We start from the raw sequence: 19,356 nt of genomic DNA on the forward strand, positions 1-19,356 counted from the left end.
CGAACGACACTGAACATACGAATTTAAGGGAAAGAGAAAATGGCAGCTAAAGACGTAAAATTCGGTAACGACGCTCGTGTGAAAATGCTGCGCGGCGTAAACGTACTGGCAGATGCAGTGAAAGTTACCCTCGGTCCAAAAGGCCGTAACGTAGTTCTGGATAAATCTTTCGGTGCACCGACCATCACTAAAGATGGTGTTTCCGTAGCACGTGAAATCGAACTGGAAGACAAGTTCGAAAACATGGGTGCGCAGATGGTGAAAGAAGTTGCCTCTAAAGCGAACGACGCTGCAGGCGACGGTACCACCACTGCAACCGTACTGGCTCAGTCCATCATCACTGAAGGTCTGAAAGCCGTTGCTGCGGGCATGAACCCGATGGATCTGAAACGTGGTATCGACAAAGCTGTCGCTGCTGCTGTTGAAGAACTGAAAGCGCTGTCCGTACCGTGCTCCGACTCTAAAGCTATTGCTCAGGTTGGTACCATCTCCGCTAACTCCGACGAAACCGTAGGTAAACTGATCGCTGAAGCGATGGACAAAGTCGGTAAAGAAGGCGTGATCACCGTTGAAGACGGTACCGGTCTGCAGGACGAACTGGACGTGGTTGAAGGTATGCAATTCGACCGTGGCTACCTGTCTCCTTACTTCATCAACAAGCCGGAAACTGGCGCAGTAGAACTGGAAAGCCCGTTCATTCTGCTGGCTGACAAGAAAATCTCCAACATCCGTGAAATGCTGCCGGTTCTGGAAGCTGTAGCGAAAGCAGGTAAACCGCTGCTGATCATCGCTGAAGATGTTGAAGGCGAAGCGCTGGCAACTCTGGTTGTTAACACCATGCGCGGTATCGTGAAAGTGGCTGCGGTTAAAGCACCTGGCTTCGGCGACCGTCGTAAAGCAATGCTGCAGGATATCGCTACTCTGACCGGTGGTACCGTTATCTCTGAAGAGATCGGTATGGAGCTGGAAAAAGCAACTCTGGAAGATCTGGGCCAGGCGAAACGCGTTGTTATCAACAAAGACACCACCACCATCATCGATGGCGTGGGCGACGAAGCTGCAATCCAGGGTCGTGTGACTCAGATTCGTCAGCAGATCGAAGAAGCAACTTCCGACTACGACCGTGAAAAACTGCAGGAGCGCGTAGCGAAACTGGCAGGCGGCGTGGCAGTTATCAAAGTTGGTGCTGCAACTGAAGTTGAAATGAAAGAGAAAAAAGCCCGCGTTGAAGATGCCCTGCACGCGACCCGTGCTGCGGTAGAAGAAGGCGTGGTTGCTGGTGGCGGTGTTGCGCTGATTCGCGTCGCGTCTAAAATTGCCGGCCTGAAAGGTCAGAACGAAGACCAGAACGTGGGTATCAAAGTTGCGCTGCGCGCAATGGAATCTCCGCTGCGTCAAATCGTGCTGAACTGCGGCGAAGAGCCGTCTGTAGTAGCTAACACCGTGAAAGCCGGTGACGGTAACTACGGTTACAACGCTGCAACTGAAGAATACGGCAACATGATCGACATGGGTATTCTGGATCCAACCAAAGTAACTCGTTCTGCTCTGCAGTACGCGGCTTCTGTTGCGGGTCTGATGATCACCACCGAGTGCATGGTTACCGACCTGCCGAAAGGCGATGCGCCTGACTTAGGTGCTGCTGGTGGTATGGGCGGCATGGGTGGAATGGGCGGCATGATGTAATTTAATCTTCATACTTCAAGCCGCAGGTTCGTTGGCTGCGTTCGTTCACCCCAGTCACTTACTCATGTAAGCTCCTGGGGATTCATGAACTTGCCGCCTGCCTGCAACTTGAATTATTTGATTAAATACGTATCTCGCGAAAAATGAGAAACCCTCGGGCAGAAATGTCCGGGGGTTTTTCTTTTGGTCATCTTTTTAGTATATGATTCAGCTACGGACATAAGGTCCAACTAATTGATTATGGGGAATGACATGCACGTGAAATATTTAGCAGGGATCGTTGGTGCCGCGCTACTGATGGCGGGTTGTAGCTCCAGCAACGAACTGAGTTCAGCCGGACAAAGCGTACGCTTTGTCGAAGACAAGCCTGGCGCAGAGTGCCAACTGATTGGCACTGCAACCGGTAAGCAAAGCAACTGGCTTTCTGGCCAGCACGGCGAAGAGGGTGGCTCTATGCGTGGCGCAGCAAACGATCTGCGTAACCAGGCTGCTGCAATGGGCGGTAACGTGATTTATGGCGTCAGCAGCCCATCACAGGGAATGCTGTCCAGCTTTGTTCCTACCGCCAGCGAGATGATTGGACAGGTTTATAAGTGCCCTAACTGATTACACTTCATCCTTCAACCAGCCTCTTTGTTGGCTGCGCTGTGAAACCCCAGTCACATAGTTATCTATGCTCCTGGGGATTTTCTTGGCTTGCCGCCGCGATGCAGATTGAATGATTTTGTGTAATAAAGTGGCCTGGACAGGCTCATGCAATCGTAGGCCTGATAAGCGTAGCGCCATCAGGCATTCTGAGTCTTATGCGCAGACTGAATGCGTAAATGATGCAGCGCGCGCAGGCACTGATCCTGATTGAGCTTTTGCGCTTTATCACCCGTTAACGTCCTGACAAACACCTGACACGGTACACCAGCAAGTTTTTTCAGCCGTGGGCTGAAATCGAGCAGACGGCGAGTAATGGCTTCGGCCTCTTTGCTGCCGGAAGCGGCGCGAGTTTTTACTACCGAACCACAGAACTGGGCTTTTCCTTTATCATCCGTATAGCGGTAAATAATCGCCAGATAATGATTAAACAGGTTATGTTTCCATTCGGGTTGTGTATAAGAATCGTATTCCAGATTATCGTTTTGCTGGCAATCAACATCGTACAGCGGCAGGAAATCCAGCAGCGATGTGATTCGTAACGCTAATTCCTGCATGCCAGCGTTATTTATTGCATGAATAACAGCATGAGCCAATACCCGAATCTGAAGTTCATTAATCAGTAATTCACACGTTTGCCCATCATGCAGTGTCAGTGAAAATGTTAAGTTTTCCCCTTTGTCATCCACTAACATTAGCGAATTAATACGGCGATTAATATCCGCATTTTTTAACTCATTCTCTTGAATTAAGGGGATATTTTCGTGCATCTTTTTGCCGGCTTTCTCGCATTCCTTCTCATATTGCGCACGCTCGTCTTCGCTAAGCTGATGTTTAGCAGAGAGCCTGCTTTCCAGGGCGATAAGCAGGTCTCTTAGCCCAAGCGGAGAAAGGAAAAATAACGACTCTTTATTTCTGGGTTCTTTTATCTTTAATGCCAAAGCAATAAATTCATTCTTTTGGTGAATAACTCCGGTATTAATGCCCTTAATACTTATAGCCATAACAGGTTCTCCCTAACCATATATTTATTAATGTACTGGATTTGATTTTATTGATACAACTTGCGAATGAATAATCGCACAGCGCTAATTAAAATAGCACAGATTAAAAGCATGGCTCCACCTGTGTGGATTTAAATAATAAGTAATCGTGTTGAGTGTCCGGAATCGGACACTCAATAAAGGCTATTGTTGGCGTAGCTGCAGATCCAATGGCGTTTTACTTGGCTCTCCGCCAATTTCACGCGCCAGTTTGGGGACCATATAGCCGGAAACCAGCGTCAGCAGTTCGCGCATAATTTGACGCGCTTCATCGTCGCTGACCATAAAGTGGGAGGCACCCTGCACTTTGTCCAGTGCGTGCAGGTAATAGGGCATCACACCCGCATCAAACAACGCGTTGCTAAGGTGAGCCAGCGTTTGCGCGTTATCGTTCACGCCACGCAGCAAAACGCTTTGGTTGAGTAGCGTGACGCCGGCGATACGCAGTCTGACCATGGCCAGGCGAAATGTCTCATCGACCTCATTGGCGTGGTTAATGTGATTGACCAGCAGAATCTGCAAGGAGGAGTGCGCAAAGCGCTGGGCCAGTCCTTCTGTAATGCGAGCTGGGATCACAATCGGTAAACGGCTGTGGATACGCAGACGCTTAACATGCGGGATGGCTTCCAGTTGCGTGAGCAACCAGTCCAGTTCGTGGTCCTTGGCCATTAACGGATCGCCACCGGAGAAGATAATCTCATCCAGCTCAGGATGCGCGCTAATGTAGTCCAGGGCGACCTGCCAGTTGCGCTTATTGCCCTGGTTTTCGGCGTACGGGAAGTGGCGGCGGAAGCAATAGCGACAATTAACCGCGCAACCGCCTTTAACCAACAGCAGCGCACGGTTGCGATATTTATGCAGCAAACCGGGAACCACGCTGTGCTGTTCTTCCAGTGGATCGGTCGAGTAGCCGGGGGCGGAAACAAACTCTTCCTGGGAGGTAAGTACCTGACGCAAAAGCGGATCGTCAGGGTTGCCTTTTTCCATGCGCGCAATAAACGCACGCGGCACGCGCAGGGCGAAAAGCCGTCTCGCGTCGCGTCCGGCCAACAGTTTTTCATCTGCGTCTATATTCAAAAGATGCAGAAGTTCATCGGGATCGGTCACAACATCGGCAAGTTGCGATAACCAATCTTCTCTGGATGGGGTATTTAGGGTTACAATATGCGCCATTTTGTGGCTTAGCTACCAGTTAACAATTTTCAGAGGGCCTTATGGCAACGTACTATAGCAACGATTTTCGTGCTGGTCTTAAAATCATGTTGGACGGCGAACCTTATGCGGTTGAAGCCAGCGAATTCGTTAAACCAGGTAAAGGCCAGGCGTTTGCGCGCGTTAAGCTGCGCCGCCTGCTGACCGGTACTCGCGTAGAGAAAACCTTCAAGTCTACCGACTCCGCTGAAGGCGCAGACGTAGCCGACATGAACCTGACCTTCCTGTATAGCGACGGTGAGTTCTGGCACTTCATGAATAACACCACTTTCGAACAGCTGGCTGCAGACGAGAAAGCGGTAGGCGATAACGCTAAATGGCTGCTGGACCAGGCTGAATGCATCGTGACCCTGTGGAACGGTCAGCCGATCTCCGTGACTCCGCCGAACTTCGTTGAGCTGGAAGTCGTTGAAACCGACCCAGGTCTGAAAGGCGATACCGCTGGTACTGGCGGCAAACCGGCAACCCTGTCTACCGGCGCAGTCGTTAAAGTTCCGCTGTTCGTACAGATCGGCGAAGTGATCAAAGTGGATACTCGCTCCGGCGAATACGTTTCTCGCGTAAAATAAGATATCTATTTGATCTTATGGCGCAGGTTGCTGCGCCATACTTTTTCCAGGGCAGGAATGATGAAACGTCTTCTCGGTCTTGTAATGCTCATCCTATTTACCAGCACCCTGCTGACGGGTTGTAATACCGCGCGCGGTTTCGGTGAAGACATCAAACATCTTGGCAATTCAATCTCTCACGCCGCCAGCTAATCCTCTCTCATAATCTTAAAAACGCTTGTTTATCCATCACACTTGCAGATCTTGTCTATTATTAATTAGCTATACACAAACAATATTGGCTAGAAAAGGAAGACGTTATGGTTAAGAAGACAATTGCTGCGATCTTTTCTGTGTTGGTTCTTTCTTCAGTGTTGACTGCGTGCAATACAACGAAAGGTGTTGGGCAGGATATCTCTGAAGGCGGTAGCGCAATCTCTGGTGCAGCGACAAAAGCTCAGCAATAATCATGAACGGTACGACGCCTGTCGTACCGTTAATTCCCCTTCCCGGGTAGCGAGAGAAACGGTGAGAAGCGGTTCCCCAGGTGCAGTTTAATGCGGATATTCCGTTTATAGGTGTAGACCGTCTTGCCATGAATGCTCAGTGCGGCGGCGATCGCATTGTTACTGATCCCATCCATCCACATCGATAATACTTTCTCCTCCTGCGGCGTAAGCAGTGGAGTCGCATTTTCGACTATTTCTAATGGCGGGCGAAGCTGTAGTGCCTCCTGAATTGTGTGTGAGAGAGCGTTCAGCGTGGTGTGCTTGGTCAAAACCGAATGGACGACGGATTGAGGGGAAGTCGTTGAAGTGTGCTGTCTTTCTACTGATTGCAATAGAATCAGTGGGATGACGCCGCAGCTCATAAAAAAGGGCTTAATTGGCGGACTGGAGTGTGTCTCGCTGATAAAACTGTATAAATCCGCGATCACCAGATGCGGTTTCCACTGCAAAATATGCTCTTTTGCTAACAGGAGATTATTGATCCCTGATACCAGAAATGAGGAGCTGAACCTGCCAGAATGATTAAGCAAGGCCTCAATCCCTGTACGGGTAAAGTGGCACCGGTCAATCACTAAAATTTTAAGCATAACCTTTTCGCATTCAGAAGAGAGGCAATCGACTTCCTGGATTCAGAAAGCCCCTCATCATAGAGAACTCCGATGAGTGCCAAATGCGGGAACTACGCCGCTAATTATGCTTAATTCTTGCTTTTAGTATGCAACGAATAAAAAGGTTGAAATTCATTTTCTCTCGGGCAAAAATGCCATTTCACACATTAGCTTTGCAGGACGACCTGCAAACGCTTCTTTCACCGGGGACGGCCCCATTGTTCTGGAGCCTGATATGTCCTGGATCGTTTTATTAATTGCAGGTCTGCTCGAAGTTGTCTGGGCGATTGGCCTGAAATATACCCACGGCTTTACGCGTTTGACGCCAAGCATTATCACCATTGCGGCGATGATCGTCAGTATCGCCATGCTCTCCTGGGCAATGCGCACGTTGCCTGTAGGAACCGCCTATGCCGTCTGGACTGGTATCGGCGCCGTCGGGGCGGCCATTACAGGAATTTTGCTGCTCGGTGAATCTGCCAGCCCGGCGCGTTTACTTAGCCTCGGGCTGATCGTTGCCGGCATTATTGGTCTGAAGCTGAGCACCCACTAAGCGCCGGGCTGTTTTACCCAAATCAGCTTATTCACTTCAAACCCTTCCCGGGTCGCGACGGCCAGCATTTGCTGTTTCATTTCGTCTGAAATAGTAGGGGTCCGTGAAAGGATCCACAGGTAATCGCGATCCGGTCCGCAAACCAACGCGTGACGATATTCCCGATCGAGGGCAATCACGTTATAGCCACCATAGAAAGGACCAAAAAACGAGACCTTGAGCGCAGCGCGGTTTGGGTCGCCGGTGAAGTAGGCTTTACCCTCTGTTTTCTGCCACATTCCCCTGTCCGGGTTATAGCCCTTGTTAATCACGTTGATACCGCCGTCGTCGCGCAGGCTATAGGTGGCGGTCACTTTTTCCAGTCCACGTTCGAATCGATGGTCGAAACGCGCTATTTCATACCAGGTGCCCAGATAACGTTTGGCATCAAAGTTATTGACTACGGTAACGCCTTTCGGCGGTGTAGGGGAGCTGCAAGCAACAACCAGGAATGCAGCCGTAACTGCAGCAACGACGGGCAGAATGCGCATAAGATTTTCCTTGCTGGATTTTTGTTAAGTGTAGATGACAGCAGGAAAAAAAGAGAAAGAAAGGAAGCCCGATATCCCGGGCCTCCTTATTCGTTACTGCAGTTTTTCAAGAATGCGCCAGGCGGCCTCGACGCGAGCAGGGTTTGGATAGCTCTTGTTTGCCAGCATCACAATGCCAAGGTTTTTTTCTGGAACGAAAGCAACGTAGCTGCCGAATCCGCCAGTGGAGCCCGTTTTATGCACCCATGATGCTTTCACAGCAGGCGCGGGCGGGTTTACCTCAACGGCGGGAAGCGCTGCCAGCGCCACTTTGCTGTCGCTACCGTTAATTATCGAGTCGGCTTTCAGCGGCCAGTTCAGCATCTCCCAGCCCAGACCCTGGTACATATCGCCAATACGCCAGTAACGTGACTGCGCAAGCTTGATTCCCTGCTGGAGCGTTTTCTCCTGAACCTGGCTGGCATCCATGTTGGCCTGGACCCAGCGGGTCATATCGACAACGCTTGATTTTACCCCATAGGCTTCGGCATCAAGTTGGCCAGGGGATACATGCACAGGCTTTCCTTCGCGATAGCCCCATGCATAATCTTTTTGTTCGCTTTGTGGAACCGTAATCCATGTATGCGCCAGTTTTAAGGGCTGCAGGACGCGGGTGGTCATCGCCTCTTCGTAGCTCATGCCCGAAGGTTTCACCGCCAGTGCGCCAAACAGACCAATGCTGGAGTTAGCGTAAAGACGTTTAGCGCCCGGGGCCCATTGTGGCTGCCAGTTTTGATAAAAACGCAGTAAGGCGGCTTTATCCGTGACGTCGTCGGGAACCTGAAGCGGCAGGCCGCCTGCCGTGTAGGTCGCTAAGTGCAGCAGGCTGATATCCTGCCACTGCTTACCCGTCAGCTCAGGCCAGTATTGCGTGACCGGATCGCTGAGCTTGATTTCGCCGCGAGCGATAGCATCGCCGGCCAGCACGCCGTTGAACGTTTTACTGACCGAGCCGAGTTCAAACAGCGTTTGCTGAGTGACTGGACGGTTATTGGCGATATCAGCTTTACCCCAGGTAAAGTAATAAGGTTTTCCCTGGTAGATAATCGCAACAGCCATACCCGGAATAGCCTGCTCCTGCATCAGCGGTGTGATGGTGCGGTTAACGATATCGGCAATTTGTTGTTCTGTTTTTGCGGCGGCAAAGGTGGAAAAAGAGGCTGTCAGCAGCAGCGCGCAGCATATCGATTTTTTCATCATGAAATTTTTTCCGTCATTAAAAGCGTAAGGGTGTCCGGGCCCGTCAGACGCAATCAGTGTGTTTGATTTGCATCGTGTTGACAAACGGTTAAATTTAGCAGCAGGTATAAGTTTTTCTAACAGGCCAGATAATGACGCGTAGCTATATCCCCCTAAACTCGCTGCGGGCTTTTGAAGCAGCGGCCAGACATCTTAGTTTTACCCGCGCTGCGATTGAACTCAATGTGACGCATTCTGCCATCAGCCAGCATGTAAAAGCGCTGGAGCAACAGCTGAATTGTCAGCTTTTTGTGCGTGGCTCTCGAGGATTAATGCTGACGACTGAAGGAGAGAGTCTGTTACCTGTACTTAATGACTCTTTCGATCGTATGGCCGGGATGCTGGATCGTTTTGCCACAAAACAGACTCAGGAAAAACTTAAAATTGGCGTAGTGGGGACTTTTGCGGTCGGCTGTCTTTTCCCGCTGCTGAGCGATTTTAAGCGCAACTGCCCGCATATTGATTTACATATTTCCACCCACAATAATCGTGTGGATCCCGCCGCCGAAGGGCTGGATTATACCATTCGCTACGGAGGGGGAGCCTGGCACGATACCGACGCGCAATATTTGTGTAGCGCGCCGATGTCTCCGCTGTGTTCGCCAACGTTGGCCTCGCAGATTAAAGCGCCAGCGGACATCCTGAAATTTCCGTTATTGCGATCGTATCGACGTGATGAATGGACGCTTTGGATGCAGGCCGCCGGAGAAGCGCCTCCGTCACCGACGCACAACGTGGTGGTGTTTGACTCGTCCGTCACCATGCTGGAAGCCGCGCAGGCGGGGATCGGTGTGGCAATTGCACCGGTCAGAATGTTCAGGCACTTGCTTGGCAGTGAACGTATCGTTCAGCCGTTTTTAACGCAGATTGATCTGGGGAGCTACTGGATGACGCGTTTGCAATCTCGTCCGGAGACACCCGCGATGCGCGAATTTTCCCGTTGGTTAACCGGGGTGCTGCACCAATAAAAAGGCCCGCCAATGGCGGGCCTGATAATTACGCATGCGATTAGATGGTCAGAATACCAATAGCCGTTACAACGGTCAGGATAGCTGCCAGTCCGTAGAATACCCATTTGCCAGCAGGCACGTGGATTTTCAGGTCATGCATCGCGTGGTGCATACGGTGTAAACCGCACCACAGCGGCAGAACGATCATCAGGAACAGAAACGCACGTCCGATGAAGCTCTGCGCGAATGCCAGTACGCGTTCATAGCTGAAAGCATCAGGAACAAAGCCCAGCGGCAGCATAATGCCTACCAGCAGGATCATCACCGGCGCAATGATAGCGCTCCACATACCGCCTGCACCAAACAGGCCCCAGAATACGGGTTCGTCAGAGCGTTTTGGATTTGGATTAATCATTCCGGACTCCTTACCAGAACAGGGCAACAAACAGTATTACTACTGTCGCAACCACAGTGACTGCCCAGAGACCTTTGATGATCGGCTCTGGCCCCATTTTTTCGTCTTTTACGATGATGTTGGCCGCTTTTGGCGCCAGCTCAAACCAGGTTTTGGTATGCAGCAGCGCTGCAGCCAGGGCGATAATATTAAGGATTACCACCACCGGGTTTTGCAAAAAGGCGACAAAGCCCATCCAGGACTCTGCACCATGCTTGAGTGCAAACAGGCCGATAATCAGTTCAATGCTGAACCAGACTGCCGGAACTGCCGTGCCTTCACGCAGCATGTAAAAACGATAAAATGGCAGCTTTTTCCACCAGGTGGACGTCATTGGCCGCACATAGGCTTTGCGTTTAGTCGTCATCGTGCACTCCTTAGCGTGGTTTCAGGGTAGCGATAAGAAAGTCTTTTGAACTTTCAACTTTACCCTGCTGAATGGCCGCAGCCGGATCGACGTGTTTCGGGCAGACTTCGGAGCAGTAGCCCACGAAAGTACAGGTCCAGACGCCGTTCGGGCTGTTCAACTGAGCCATACGCTCCTTCTTACCGTGGTCGCGGCTATCTTCGTTGTAGCGATGCGCCAGCGTAATCGCAGCCGGTCCAATGAACTCTGGGTTCAGGCCGAACTGCGGGCACGCGGCGTAGCACAGACCACAGTTGATGCAACCGGAGAACTGATGATACTTCGCCATCTGCGCCGGAGTTTGGGTGTTTGGACCCTGATCCGGTGTACGCGGGTTACCGATGATGTACGGTTTGATCGCTTCCAGGCTTTCGATAAAGTGCGTCATGTCGACGATCAGATCGCGCTCAATCGGGAAGTTGCCCAGCGCTTCAACCTTCATGCCGTTTGTGTAATCACGCAGGAAGGTTTTGCACGCCAGTTTCGGTACATTGTTGACCATCATGCCGCAGGAGCCACAGATTGCCATACGGCAGGACCAGCGGTAGCTCAGATCCGGTGCCAGGTTATCCTTGATGTAGCCCAGCGCATCCAGCAGCGACGTGGTTTCATCATAAGGAACTTCGTAGAAAGCACTGTGCGGCGCGGTATCGGTTTCCGGGTTATAGCGCACCACCTCAACTTTCAGGTTTTTCATCTCAGCCATTCGCCTTCTCCTTCTTATCGGCTGCTTCCGCTTCGCCACCGTAAACACGTTTAGCCGGTGGCAGAGTGGTGATTTTCACGTCGCTGTATTCCAGACGAGTCGTGCCGTCAGCATCGCGGAAGGCGAGGGTGTGTTTGAGGAAGTTCACATCGTCACGCTCGGTGCAGCCTTCATCCAGACGCTGGTGCGCGCCGCGGGATTCTTTACGCGCCAGAGCAGAGTGAGCCATACATTCTGCAACGTTCAGACCGTGACCCAGTTCGATGGTGTACAGCAGGTCGGTGTTGAAGACGCTGGAGGTATCAGTGATACGTACGCGCTTGAAGCGTTCCTGCAGTTCCGCCAGCTTATCAACGGTTTTCTGCATGAGTTCCGGCGTACGGTAGATACCGCAACCTTCTTCCATGGACAGGCCCATTTCGTCACGGATCTTAGACCAGTTTTCGTTACCTTCCTGGTTAACCAGATCTTTCAGACGTTTTTCAACGCCAGCAACCTGCGCATCGAGCGCGGCGCTGTTTGCTGCGCCAGCCGTTGCAGCGCGTTCTGCAGCCTGTTCACCGGCCATACGACCGAAGACCACCAGTTCTGCCAGGGAGTTAGAACCCAGACGGTTAGCGCCATGCAGACCAACAGAGGAACATTCGCCGACAGCGAACAGACCTTTAATGCGGGTTTCACAGTGCTGATCGGTTTCGATACCGCCCATGGTGTAGTGCGCGGTCGGACGTACCGGGATCGGTTCTTTAACCGGATCGACACCCACGTAGGCTTTCGCCAGTTCGCAGATGAACGGTAAACGTTCGAGCAGTTTTTTCTCGCCGAGATGACGCAGGTCGAGGTAAACCACATCGCCACGCGGAGTGGAAATGGTGTTGCCTTTGCGCCATTCGTGCCAGAAAGCCTGAGATACTTTGTCGCGCGGACCGAGTTCCATGTATTTGTTTTTCGGCTCGCCCAGCGGAGTTTCCGGACCCATGCCGTAGTCTTGCAGATAACGGTAGCCGTTTTTGTTGACCAGGATACCGCCTTCACCACGGCAGCCTTCCGTCATCAGGATACCGGAGCCTGGCAGACCCGTCGGGTGATACTGAACGAATTCCATATCACGCAGCGGAACGCCGTGGCTCAGCGCCATGCCCATACCGTCGCCGGTTACGATGCCGCCGTTGGTGTTGTAACGGTAAACACGACCTGCGCCGCCCGTTGCCATCACGACTGCGTTAGCACGGATTTGCATCAGCGTGCCTTCCATCATGTTCATGGCAACCAGGCCGCGAGCATGACCATCGTCAACCAGGATATCCAGAACGAAGTGTTCGTCAAAACGCTGAATCTGCGGGAACTGCAAAGATGTCTGGAACAGCGTATGCAACATATGGAAGCCGGTTTTATCCGCGGCAAACCAGGTACGCTCGATTTTCATACCGCCGAAGCGACGCACGTTGACGCTACCGTCTTCACGACGGCTCCATGGGCAGCCCCATTGTTCCAGTTGCGTCATTTCAGTTGGGCAGTGGTGGACAAAGTAATCCACGACATCCTGCTCACACAGCCAGTCTCCGCCTGCTACCGTATCGTGAAAATGGTAGTCAAAGCTGTCATGATCCTGCGCGACAGCAGCAGAGCCGCCTTCGGCAGCAACGGTATGGCTGCGCATTGGGTACACTTTTGAGATCAGTGCGATTTTAGCGTTGGGATTTGCTTGTGCGGCAGCAATTGCAGCACGTAATCCCGCGCCACCGGCGCCTATAATGGCAAGATCGGCTTGAAAGGTTTGCACGACATTCCTCCAGATTGTTGTTATTTCATTCCTGCCTGAAATCAGATGCTTCATCGGCTTCAAACAGGTTATGAACGCGTTTCCACTGCTCCTTTATAGGTACAATAGTATAGTCTTAGGGATGTGCGGGAAATTTGACGTGTTCGATTTTTTTAGCGTATCTAAGGGGGGAATTATCATTGAATTTGATTAATTTAATTACTAAACCACCCCCCGTCGCTTTTTTTATCCTATTGCCAGCGCTGATTACTGCTGCGCGAAATTTGTCTCGTTAACGCGATACGAGTAGACTTCGTGCCCTTGTCTTAAATCGGAGAAACAAACATGAGCGAAACGGCAACCTGGCAGCCGAGCGCGTCCATCCCCAATCTGTTAAAACGTGCTGCAATTATAGCGGAGATTCGCCGCTTTTTTGCCGATCGTGGCGTGCTTGAGGTTGAGACCCCTTGTATGAGTCAGGCAACGGTAACGGACATTCATCTGTTCCCGTTCGAAACGCGTTTCGTCGGCCCTGGACATTCCCAGGGAATGAATCTCTATTTAATGACCAGCCCGGAATACCATATGAAGCGCTTGCTGGTGGCAGGGTGCGGCCCGGTGTATCAACTGTGCCGCAGCTTCCGTAATGAAGAGATGGGGCGCCATCATAACCCTGAATTCACCATGCTTGAGTGGTATCGTCCGCACTACGATATGTATCGGCTGATGAATGAGGTGGACGATTTACTCCAGCAGGTGCTGGACTGTTCGCCTGCGGAAAGCCTCTCTTACCAGCAAGCCTTCCAGCGTCATCTGGAGATAGACCCGCTGTCTGCGGATAAAACCCAACTGCGGGAAGTGGCGGCGAAGCTGGATCTCAGCAATATCGCAGATACCGAAGAAGACCGGGACACCTTGCTGCAGCTGCTGTTTACGATGGGCGTTGAGCCGCATATTGGTAAAGACAAACCGACGTTTGTGTATCATTTCCCGGCCAGCCAGGCATCACTGGCACAAATCAGCACCGAAGATCATCGCGTGGCTGAACGTTTCGAGGTTTACTATAAAGGTATTGAGCTGGCGAATGGTTTCCATGAACTGACCGACGCGCGCGAACAGCAGCAACGGTTTGAACAGGATAACCGCAAACGTGCCGCTCGTGGCTTGCCGCAGCAGCCTATTGATACCAATCTGCTTGAAGCGTTAAAAGTGGGCATGCCGGATTGCTCTGGCGTGGCGCTGGGCGTTGACCGTCTGGTGATGCTGGCGCTGGGCGCAGAGAGCCTGGCCGAGGTTATCGCATTCACCGTCGATCGCGCATAACTTACGCTTCTGTAATACAAAGTGGCGGCAAAATAGCCACTTTGTAGCATATTTTTTCATTTCCCCTCTAATAGCCACAATTTACTCCTGGATATTTGGTATCGTTCAGGTATCAATTCTGTGTTGATTTTTCTATCGCTGAACTCTGCAAAGAGATCAGTGCCAATCGGTGAGCGGCGTTTGTTAAACGCTTGCCAGAGTAAGGGATGGTTTGATGACCCAAACAATAAAAAAGATGAGCCTGATTGGTCTCATCCTCATGATATTTACGTCTGTTTTCGGTTTTGCTAATAGCCCCTCCGCGTTCTATTTAATGGGGTATAGCGCGATTCCGTGGTATATATTTTCTGCATTATTATTCTTTATCCCATTTGCTTTAATGATGGCGGAAATGGGATCGGCCTATCGCAAAGAAGAGGGCGGAATCTATTCGTGGATGAATAATAGCGTTGGGCCACGCTATGCATTTATCGGCACGTTTATGTGGTTTTCTTCCTATGTGATATGGATGGTAAGTACCGCGGCGAAAGTCTGGGTACCTTTTTCAACCTTCTTATTTGGCGCAGACATGACGCAACACTGGCGTATCGCGGGGCTTGAGCCTACGCAGGTCGTGGGGCTGCTTGCCGTCGGCTGGATGATTCTGGTGACCTGCGTGGCATCCCGGGGAATTAATAAGATTGCTCGTATTACGGCTGTAGGCGGAATTGCCGTAATGTGTCTTAATTTAGTTCTGTTGTTAGTTAGTGTCGCCATTTTGTTATTAACTGGTGGCCACTTTGCACAGGATATTAATTTTATCTCTTCGCCTAACCCAGGATATCAGTCCGGGCTGGCAATGTTGTCATTTGTTGTGTTTGCCATTTTTGCTTACGGCGGAATAGAAGCCGTGGGTGGATTAGTTGATAAAACAGAAAAGCCAGAAAAGAACTTTGCGAAAGGAATTGTCTTTGCCGCTATTGTCATTTCTGTCGGTTATTCACTGGCTATATTTTTATGGGGCGTTAGCACCAACTGGCAGCAGGTATTAAGCAATAGCTCGGTTAACCTCGGGAATATTACCTATATCCTGATGAAAAGCCTCGGGATGACGTTAGGTAACGCGCTGCATCTTTCCCCTGAAACTGCGATGGCGATGGGCGTGTGGTTCGCGCGTATCACCGGGCTTTCTATGTTCCTCGCCTATACCGGCGCTTTTTTCACGCTCAGCTACTCGCCGTTGAAAGCGATTATTCAGGGAACGCCAAAGGCGCTGTGGCCCGCGCCGATGACCAAACTGAATGCGGTGGGGATGCCGACGACGGCAATGTGGTTGCAGTGCCTGCTGGTGAGCCTGTTTATTCTGCTGGTTTCGTTTGGCGGCGATACGGCTTCAGCGTTCTATAACAAACTGACCCTGATGGCGAACGTCTCGATGACGCTGCCGTATCTGTTCCTCGCGCTGGCGTTTCCGTTCTTTAAAGCCCGTGTGGGTTTGGAAAGACCGTTTGTGGTCTTTAAAACCCGGGCAGCGACGTTACTGGCAACCGGCGTGGTCGTACTGGTGGTGACGTTTGCCAACGTGTTCACCATCATCCAGCCGGTGATTGAAGCTGGGGACTGGAACAGCGCATTGTGGATGACCGGCGGCCCGATCTTCTTCTCGCTGCTGGCGATGGCGATTTATCAGAACTATAGCCGCCGCACGGCCAACAATCCTGAGTGGGCGGTGGAATAAACGACCTGCCTAATCCGGCCGACAAAGAGGCATCTTCGTAGGCCGGATAAGACCCAACGGGTCGCCATCTGGCATTTCTTGCCAGGATCATGCGCTACAAACTTCCCGCCGGGCGACTGCCTCTGCCCGCAGAACTTAATGTTCTCCCTGTTTGCTTACCGCCGAGGCTCTCCAGACGCATCTGGAACGGTGGGAACGGCATATCAATACCGTGCTCGCGGAAGCCAGCCAGAATCAGTTGGTGGATCTCGTGGCGCAGCGGCATGCGATGCCCCATTTCAGCGGCATAAATACGCAGTTCGAAGATTTGAATCCCTTGCTGCAGGTCAACCAGGAAGACTTCTGGCGCCGGATTATCGATAACCAGCGAGCAACGGTGTGCGGCAGTCAGCAAGATCTGCGTAACCTCCTCGCTGTTAGCCTCCGACGGCGCCGGGATGGTTAATACCACACGGGTGACCGAATCGGACAGCGACCAGTTGATGAACTGCTCGGTGATAAAGGCCTTATTGGGCACGATGATCTCTTTGCGGTCCCAGTCGCTGATGGTAGTGGCGCGGGTATTAATTTTCGTCACGCTACCGGTAAGATCGCGAATCGTCACCGTGTCGCCAATGCGGATTGGTTTTTCAAACAGGATAATCAGGCCGGAAATAAAGTTGGCGAAGATCTCCTGCAAACCAAAGCCCAGACCAACACCGAGAGCCGCTACCAGCCATTGCAGTTTGGACCATTCAATACCGATCATCGAGAAGCCAACCAGACCGCCAATCAGCATCAGCAGATACTTTGTGATGGTGGTGATGGCGTAACCGGTGCCGGGGGTTAAATCCAGATGTTGCAGCAGCGCCAGCTCCAGCAGTGCGGGCAGGTTGCGCACTAGCTGGGTGGTGATAATAAATACCAGTATTGCGATGAGCACCGCACCCAGCGTTATCGGCTCCAGGCTTTCCACACCCTGCACCGTGGAGGTGACATCCCACAACGAAATGTTTTCCAGAAAGCCGAAAGCGGAATGAATTTCTGACCACAGCACAATGACCGAGAGCAGGGCGATAAGCATCAGGATAGAGCGCACCAGGCGCAACGATTGCGCGCTGATCGCATCCAAATCCACTTCGCTTTCATCAACATCAATCGCGCCTTCAAGGCTGGTGGAATGCGGTGGTTCTTCCTCACCCCGCGCGCGCTGCGCCAGCATTTCGGCGCGTCGATGCTTAGCGCGGTCAAACGCCAGGCGGCGGCGCTGAATGAGCATCCAGCGGCGGATGACGTGATACACCACCAGTAATAAGAACCAAATCGCCACGGACGTTTCCAGACGCGCCAGTAAGGCTTGTGACGTGGCGAGATAACCCACTGCTGCGGCGAGAATAGCAATCAGCGGCGCGCCCATCAGCATATTCCACAGCATGCTGTTGACCATATTATCGCTGTTGCCCTCTTTATCGAGGTATAGCGGTATCCCGGCGCGTTTCAGGCTCAGGGTCACGACCGCCAACGCACCGCAAATCAGAATAAAGCACAGACGTCCCAATGAGGCGGAGAATTCCCGGTCATTGAGGTTATCAAACATAATCACCGCCATGATCAACGGGACAATCAGCCCGATGCTCATAAGGTAGTAGTGCATGGCTTTCGCGACGCGGTTCCGCGGCCAGCCAAAATGGGCAATGAACAAACCGTTGGGGCGCGCAAAGGTGGCGCAAATCATTACCGCCCACAGCATGGGCACCGTGGCGGTTACGCCATCGCCGATAGCAACAGCCAACGGATAAGGCCAGGCTTCCTGCAGTCCGTAACCGAGCGTTGCCCACAGTACCGGCAAGGGCGAGGCGACGAGTATCGACCAGAACACTGTGCGTATTGTCAGCCAGAAATGGTCCTGGGTGACTTTCCCGACCCGCGCTGATGAGCGCTCCAGAAAACGGGTAAAGTGTTTGCGAGAGTAGAGGCTAAATCCAACCAGCACCAGCGCACCGAATAGAGGTAGCAGCGTTTCCTTGCTGGTCAGCATCATGATGCTGGCTTTACCTAACTGATTAAACGTATCTAATGAGATCAGACGCCGTAGATCCTGAACGATGTCGACAGGCCAGGAGAGCGAGATAGGGCTAACGTCTGACGTCCAGAACAGATAGCGGTGCGTTGCTTCATTGACCTCTTTTAGCGCATCTTCCAGTTGGCTGTTGGAGACTTTGAGCTTGGTCAGCTCAAGGATCAACGTATCGCCGCCCTGTAACAAAGAGTTCAGCAGTTCACGCTGGGTGCGTAGCTGGGCGTTGAGAATGCTGCTCTGTTCAGCGGTCAGCGGTTGTCCATCGGCCTGATGAATCTGACGCAGTTGCGGCTGTTTGTTGAGGAGGTCCTCATAGCGCATGCGGTGTACGCGAAGCTGCGCCATTTCGGTATCCAACTGCTGAGGCTTAGGCATTTCCGGTAAACGGGATACCTGCGCTCGTAGCGCTTCACCCAGCATATTTGAGACCCCAAGCCACTGAGACTGCTCTCGCAGCGTATTCAAGGCCTGGCGGACCTGCAGCGTTTGGCTGGCAGCCTGACGCTGCTGAGAGGCGACCAGGTCCATACGTTGCGCCTGCTGGTTCAAGGCCTGAGACAGCTCGCGGTTAACCTTGAACTGATCGACAATACCTTCCGGCAGTCCCGCGCTGTTTTCCGCCAGCAGTTCGGTGCTTTCCAGCGCTCGCTCTGCTTCACGCTGACGCTGACTGTTAAGTTGGTTGCGTAATGCCTGCAGGTAAGCGTCGAGTTGTTGACTCTGTTTTTCTGCCAGTTCGGAACGCATACGCGCCAGCTCCTGGCGGTTATTGGCGGAAAGCTGCGCCAGCTCCAGCTCATCGACCTGGGCTTTGAGTTTGGCGGATTCAGCCTGCATCGCCTGATTTTGCGCGGAGTTACCGTTGGCGGTACCAATGCGTCGCTCAAGCTCATTTAGCTGGCGGCGGGCATCGGTTTGCTGTTGAGGAAGTTGGCTTAATGAGTCGGCGATTTCCCGGGCGCGGTCCTGCTCCTGTTGGGCCTGACGACTTTTTTCCAACAGTTGGCTGCTGACCTGCAGGATCTCCTGGTTTAACGCATCGGTAGTGAGTCCGGTTGGCACATTGCGCGGTTCATCGCGCAGGTTGCTAAGCTGCGCGCGTAATGTTGCGGACAGCTTGGGGAAGTTATCAATAACCTGCTGATATTGCTGGGCACGCTCAAGAGAGCCTTTACGCTCCTCAAGGGCATTCAGCGCGGACTGGAGCGCCTCGACGGTTTCTGGCTGAGCGGGTTTTGCCGCCTTTGCCTGCTCCAGTTCCTGGGTGAGTTGTTTGGCATCGGGGGCCGTCGCAGCGTACGCCCCCAGGCTGAGGCACCAGGCCATCAGAAACGTGATAATCAGGCGCACAGCAGCGATTCCTATGT

The 19,356-nt window shown here is 52.2% G+C and carries 19 protein-coding genes; 9 read left to right on the forward strand and 10 right to left on the reverse strand.

The genetic code is table 11. The annotated features are described in order from the left end of the window. Nucleotides 1-39: 39 nt before the first annotated feature. Nucleotides 40-1,686, forward strand: coding sequence for a chaperonin GroEL (groL, locus tag LA337_01445; GenBank protein ID UBI16394.1), 1,647 nt, complete (start codon nt 40-42; stop codon nt 1,684-1,686). Between the two features lie 252 nt (nt 1,687-1,938). After that, complete coding sequence (locus tag LA337_01450; GenBank protein ID UBI16395.1) at nt 1,939-2,292, forward strand: DUF4156 domain-containing protein; 354 nt, start codon at nt 1,939-1,941, stop codon at nt 2,290-2,292. Between the two features lie 179 nt (nt 2,293-2,471). Here the strand turns inward: LA337_01450 and LA337_01455 are convergent, their stop codons facing one another. Continuing rightward, a complete protein-coding gene (locus LA337_01455; GenBank protein UBI16396.1) occupies nt 2,472-3,335 on the reverse strand; it encodes a YjeJ family protein in 864 nt (287 codons plus the stop codon). A 183-nt stretch (nt 3,336-3,518) separates the two neighbouring features. Further along, nucleotides 3,519-4,547 (reverse strand): EF-P beta-lysylation protein EpmB, encoded by a 1,029-nt coding sequence (gene epmB / locus LA337_01460; GenBank protein ID UBI16397.1) that lies wholly within the window; start codon nt 4,545-4,547, stop codon nt 3,519-3,521. Nucleotides 4,548-4,588: 41 nt separating this feature from the next. Here epmB and efp point away from each other — a divergent pair, with 41 nt between their 5' ends. The 3 genes from efp (at nt 4,589) to ecnB (ending at nt 5,601) form a co-directional block, all read left to right on the forward strand. Next, nucleotides 4,589-5,155 carry an elongation factor P gene (gene efp / locus LA337_01465; protein ID UBI16398.1) on the forward strand — a complete coding sequence of 189 codons (567 nt, stop codon included), beginning with the start codon at nt 4,589-4,591 and terminating at the stop codon, nt 5,153-5,155. Between the two features lie 57 nt (nt 5,156-5,212). Further along, entirely contained in the window at nt 5,213-5,347 is a 135-nt protein-coding gene (gene ecnA / locus LA337_01470) for a lipoprotein antitoxin entericidin A (GenBank protein ID UBI16399.1), read from the forward strand. 107 nt (nt 5,348-5,454) lie between these two features. Next, nucleotides 5,455-5,601, forward strand: coding sequence for a lipoprotein toxin entericidin B (ecnB, locus tag LA337_01475; GenBank protein ID UBI16400.1), 147 nt, complete (start codon nt 5,455-5,457; stop codon nt 5,599-5,601). Nucleotides 5,602-5,630: 29 nt separating this feature from the next. Here the strand turns inward: ecnB and LA337_01480 are convergent, their stop codons facing one another. Further along, nucleotides 5,631-6,230 (reverse strand): LuxR C-terminal-related transcriptional regulator, encoded by a 600-nt coding sequence (locus LA337_01480; GenBank protein ID UBI16401.1) that lies wholly within the window; start codon nt 6,228-6,230, stop codon nt 5,631-5,633. 256 nt (nt 6,231-6,486) lie between these two features. On the opposite strand from LA337_01480, the gene sugE reads away from it, so the two are divergent. Further along, nucleotides 6,487-6,804: a quaternary ammonium compound efflux SMR transporter SugE gene (gene sugE / locus LA337_01485; GenBank protein ID UBI16402.1), complete on the forward strand. Its 318-nt coding sequence runs from the start codon at nt 6,487-6,489 to the stop codon at nt 6,802-6,804. Here the strand turns inward: sugE and LA337_01490 are convergent. Continuing rightward, nucleotides 6,801-7,334 (reverse strand): lipocalin family protein, encoded by a 534-nt coding sequence (locus LA337_01490; GenBank protein ID UBI16403.1) that lies wholly within the window; start codon nt 7,332-7,334, stop codon nt 6,801-6,803. The genes sugE and LA337_01490 overlap by 4 nt on opposite strands. A 93-nt stretch (nt 7,335-7,427) precedes the next feature. After that, nucleotides 7,428-8,573 carry a CMY-2 family class C beta-lactamase gene (gene blaCMY, locus LA337_01495; GenBank protein UBI16404.1) on the reverse strand — a complete coding sequence of 382 codons (1,146 nt, stop codon included), beginning with the start codon at nt 8,571-8,573 and terminating at the stop codon, nt 7,428-7,430. A gap of 131 nt (nt 8,574-8,704) precedes the next feature. On the opposite strand from blaCMY, the gene ampR reads away from it, so the two are divergent. Further along, entirely contained in the window at nt 8,705-9,580 is an 876-nt protein-coding gene (gene ampR, locus LA337_01500) for a LysR family transcriptional regulator AmpR (GenBank protein UBI16405.1), read from the forward strand. A gap of 40 nt (nt 9,581-9,620) precedes the next feature. Here ampR and frdD read toward each other — a convergent pair whose 3' ends face one another. The 4 genes from frdD to frdA are packed head-to-tail and all read right to left on the reverse strand — an operon-like array spanning nt 9,621 to nt 12,911. Next, entirely contained in the window at nt 9,621-9,977 is a 357-nt protein-coding gene (gene frdD, locus LA337_01505; GenBank protein ID UBI16406.1) for a fumarate reductase subunit FrdD, read from the reverse strand. Between the two features lie 10 nt (nt 9,978-9,987). Next, nucleotides 9,988-10,383 (reverse strand): fumarate reductase subunit FrdC, encoded by a 396-nt coding sequence (gene frdC, locus LA337_01510; GenBank protein ID UBI16407.1) that lies wholly within the window; start codon nt 10,381-10,383, stop codon nt 9,988-9,990. A 10-nt stretch (nt 10,384-10,393) separates the two neighbouring features. Continuing rightward, nucleotides 10,394-11,128, reverse strand: a complete 735-nt coding sequence (frdB, locus tag LA337_01515; protein ID UBI16408.1) for a fumarate reductase iron-sulfur protein — start codon at nt 11,126-11,128, stop codon at nt 10,394-10,396. Continuing rightward, nucleotides 11,121-12,911, reverse strand: a complete 1,791-nt coding sequence (gene frdA, locus LA337_01520; protein ID UBI16409.1) for a fumarate reductase (quinol) flavoprotein subunit — start codon at nt 12,909-12,911, stop codon at nt 11,121-11,123. Before frdA ends, frdB begins: the two co-directional genes overlap by 8 nt. 324 nt (nt 12,912-13,235) lie before the next feature. On the opposite strand from frdA, the gene epmA reads away from it, so the two are divergent. Both epmA and yjeM read left to right on the forward strand, forming a co-directional pair. Then, on the forward strand, nt 13,236-14,213 hold the full coding sequence (epmA, locus tag LA337_01525; GenBank protein UBI16410.1) for an elongation factor P--(R)-beta-lysine ligase: 978 nt from the start codon (nt 13,236-13,238) through the stop codon (nt 14,211-14,213). A gap of 214 nt (nt 14,214-14,427) precedes the next feature. Continuing rightward, nucleotides 14,428-15,930 (forward strand): glutamate/gamma-aminobutyrate family transporter YjeM, encoded by a 1,503-nt coding sequence (gene yjeM, locus LA337_01530; GenBank protein ID UBI16411.1) that lies wholly within the window; start codon nt 14,428-14,430, stop codon nt 15,928-15,930. A gap of 94 nt (nt 15,931-16,024) precedes the next feature. Here the strand turns inward: yjeM and mscM are convergent, their stop codons facing one another. Then, the gene (gene mscM, locus LA337_01535; protein ID UBI16412.1) at nt 16,025-19,339 is read right to left on the reverse strand and encodes a miniconductance mechanosensitive channel MscM; all 3,315 of its coding nucleotides are present in this window, start codon (nt 19,337-19,339) and stop codon (nt 16,025-16,027) included. Nucleotides 19,340-19,356: the final 17 nt, after the last annotated feature.

Origin of the sequence: Citrobacter europaeus, from assembly GCA_020099315.1 — a bacterium.
Taxonomy (GTDB): domain Bacteria; phylum Pseudomonadota; class Gammaproteobacteria; order Enterobacterales; family Enterobacteriaceae; genus Citrobacter; species Citrobacter europaeus.

What these genes read in the sequence shown, in the direction of transcription:
- LA337_01480 (UBI16401.1), bottom strand. Translation starts at nt 6,230, where the DNA reads ATGCTTAAAATTTTAGTGATTGACCGGTGCCACTTTACCCGTACAGGG.
- efp (UBI16398.1), top strand. Translation starts at nt 4,589, where the DNA reads ATGGCAACGTACTATAGCAACGATTTTCGTGCTGGTCTTAAAATCATG.
- LA337_01450 (UBI16395.1), top strand. Translation starts at nt 1,939, where the DNA reads ATGCACGTGAAATATTTAGCAGGGATCGTTGGTGCCGCGCTACTGATG.
- LA337_01455 (UBI16396.1), bottom strand. Translation starts at nt 3,335, where the DNA reads ATGGCTATAAGTATTAAGGGCATTAATACCGGAGTTATTCACCAAAAG.
- blaCMY (UBI16404.1), bottom strand. Translation starts at nt 8,573, where the DNA reads ATGATGAAAAAATCGATATGCTGCGCGCTGCTGCTGACAGCCTCTTTT.
- frdD (UBI16406.1), bottom strand. Translation starts at nt 9,977, where the DNA reads ATGATTAATCCAAATCCAAAACGCTCTGACGAACCCGTATTCTGGGGC.
- epmB (UBI16397.1), bottom strand. Translation starts at nt 4,547, where the DNA reads ATGGCGCATATTGTAACCCTAAATACCCCATCCAGAGAAGATTGGTTA.
- ampR (UBI16405.1), top strand. Translation starts at nt 8,705, where the DNA reads ATGACGCGTAGCTATATCCCCCTAAACTCGCTGCGGGCTTTTGAAGCA.
- epmA (UBI16410.1), top strand. Translation starts at nt 13,236, where the DNA reads ATGAGCGAAACGGCAACCTGGCAGCCGAGCGCGTCCATCCCCAATCTG.
- LA337_01490 (UBI16403.1), bottom strand. Translation starts at nt 7,334, where the DNA reads ATGCGCATTCTGCCCGTCGTTGCTGCAGTTACGGCTGCATTCCTGGTT.
- yjeM (UBI16411.1), top strand. Translation starts at nt 14,428, where the DNA reads ATGACCCAAACAATAAAAAAGATGAGCCTGATTGGTCTCATCCTCATG.
- ecnB (UBI16400.1), top strand. Translation starts at nt 5,455, where the DNA reads ATGGTTAAGAAGACAATTGCTGCGATCTTTTCTGTGTTGGTTCTTTCT.
- groL (UBI16394.1), top strand. Translation starts at nt 40, where the DNA reads ATGGCAGCTAAAGACGTAAAATTCGGTAACGACGCTCGTGTGAAAATG.
- frdC (UBI16407.1), bottom strand. Translation starts at nt 10,383, where the DNA reads ATGACGACTAAACGCAAAGCCTATGTGCGGCCAATGACGTCCACCTGG.
- frdB (UBI16408.1), bottom strand. Translation starts at nt 11,128, where the DNA reads ATGGCTGAGATGAAAAACCTGAAAGTTGAGGTGGTGCGCTATAACCCG.
- ecnA (UBI16399.1), top strand. Translation starts at nt 5,213, where the DNA reads ATGATGAAACGTCTTCTCGGTCTTGTAATGCTCATCCTATTTACCAGC.
- sugE (UBI16402.1), top strand. Translation starts at nt 6,487, where the DNA reads ATGTCCTGGATCGTTTTATTAATTGCAGGTCTGCTCGAAGTTGTCTGG.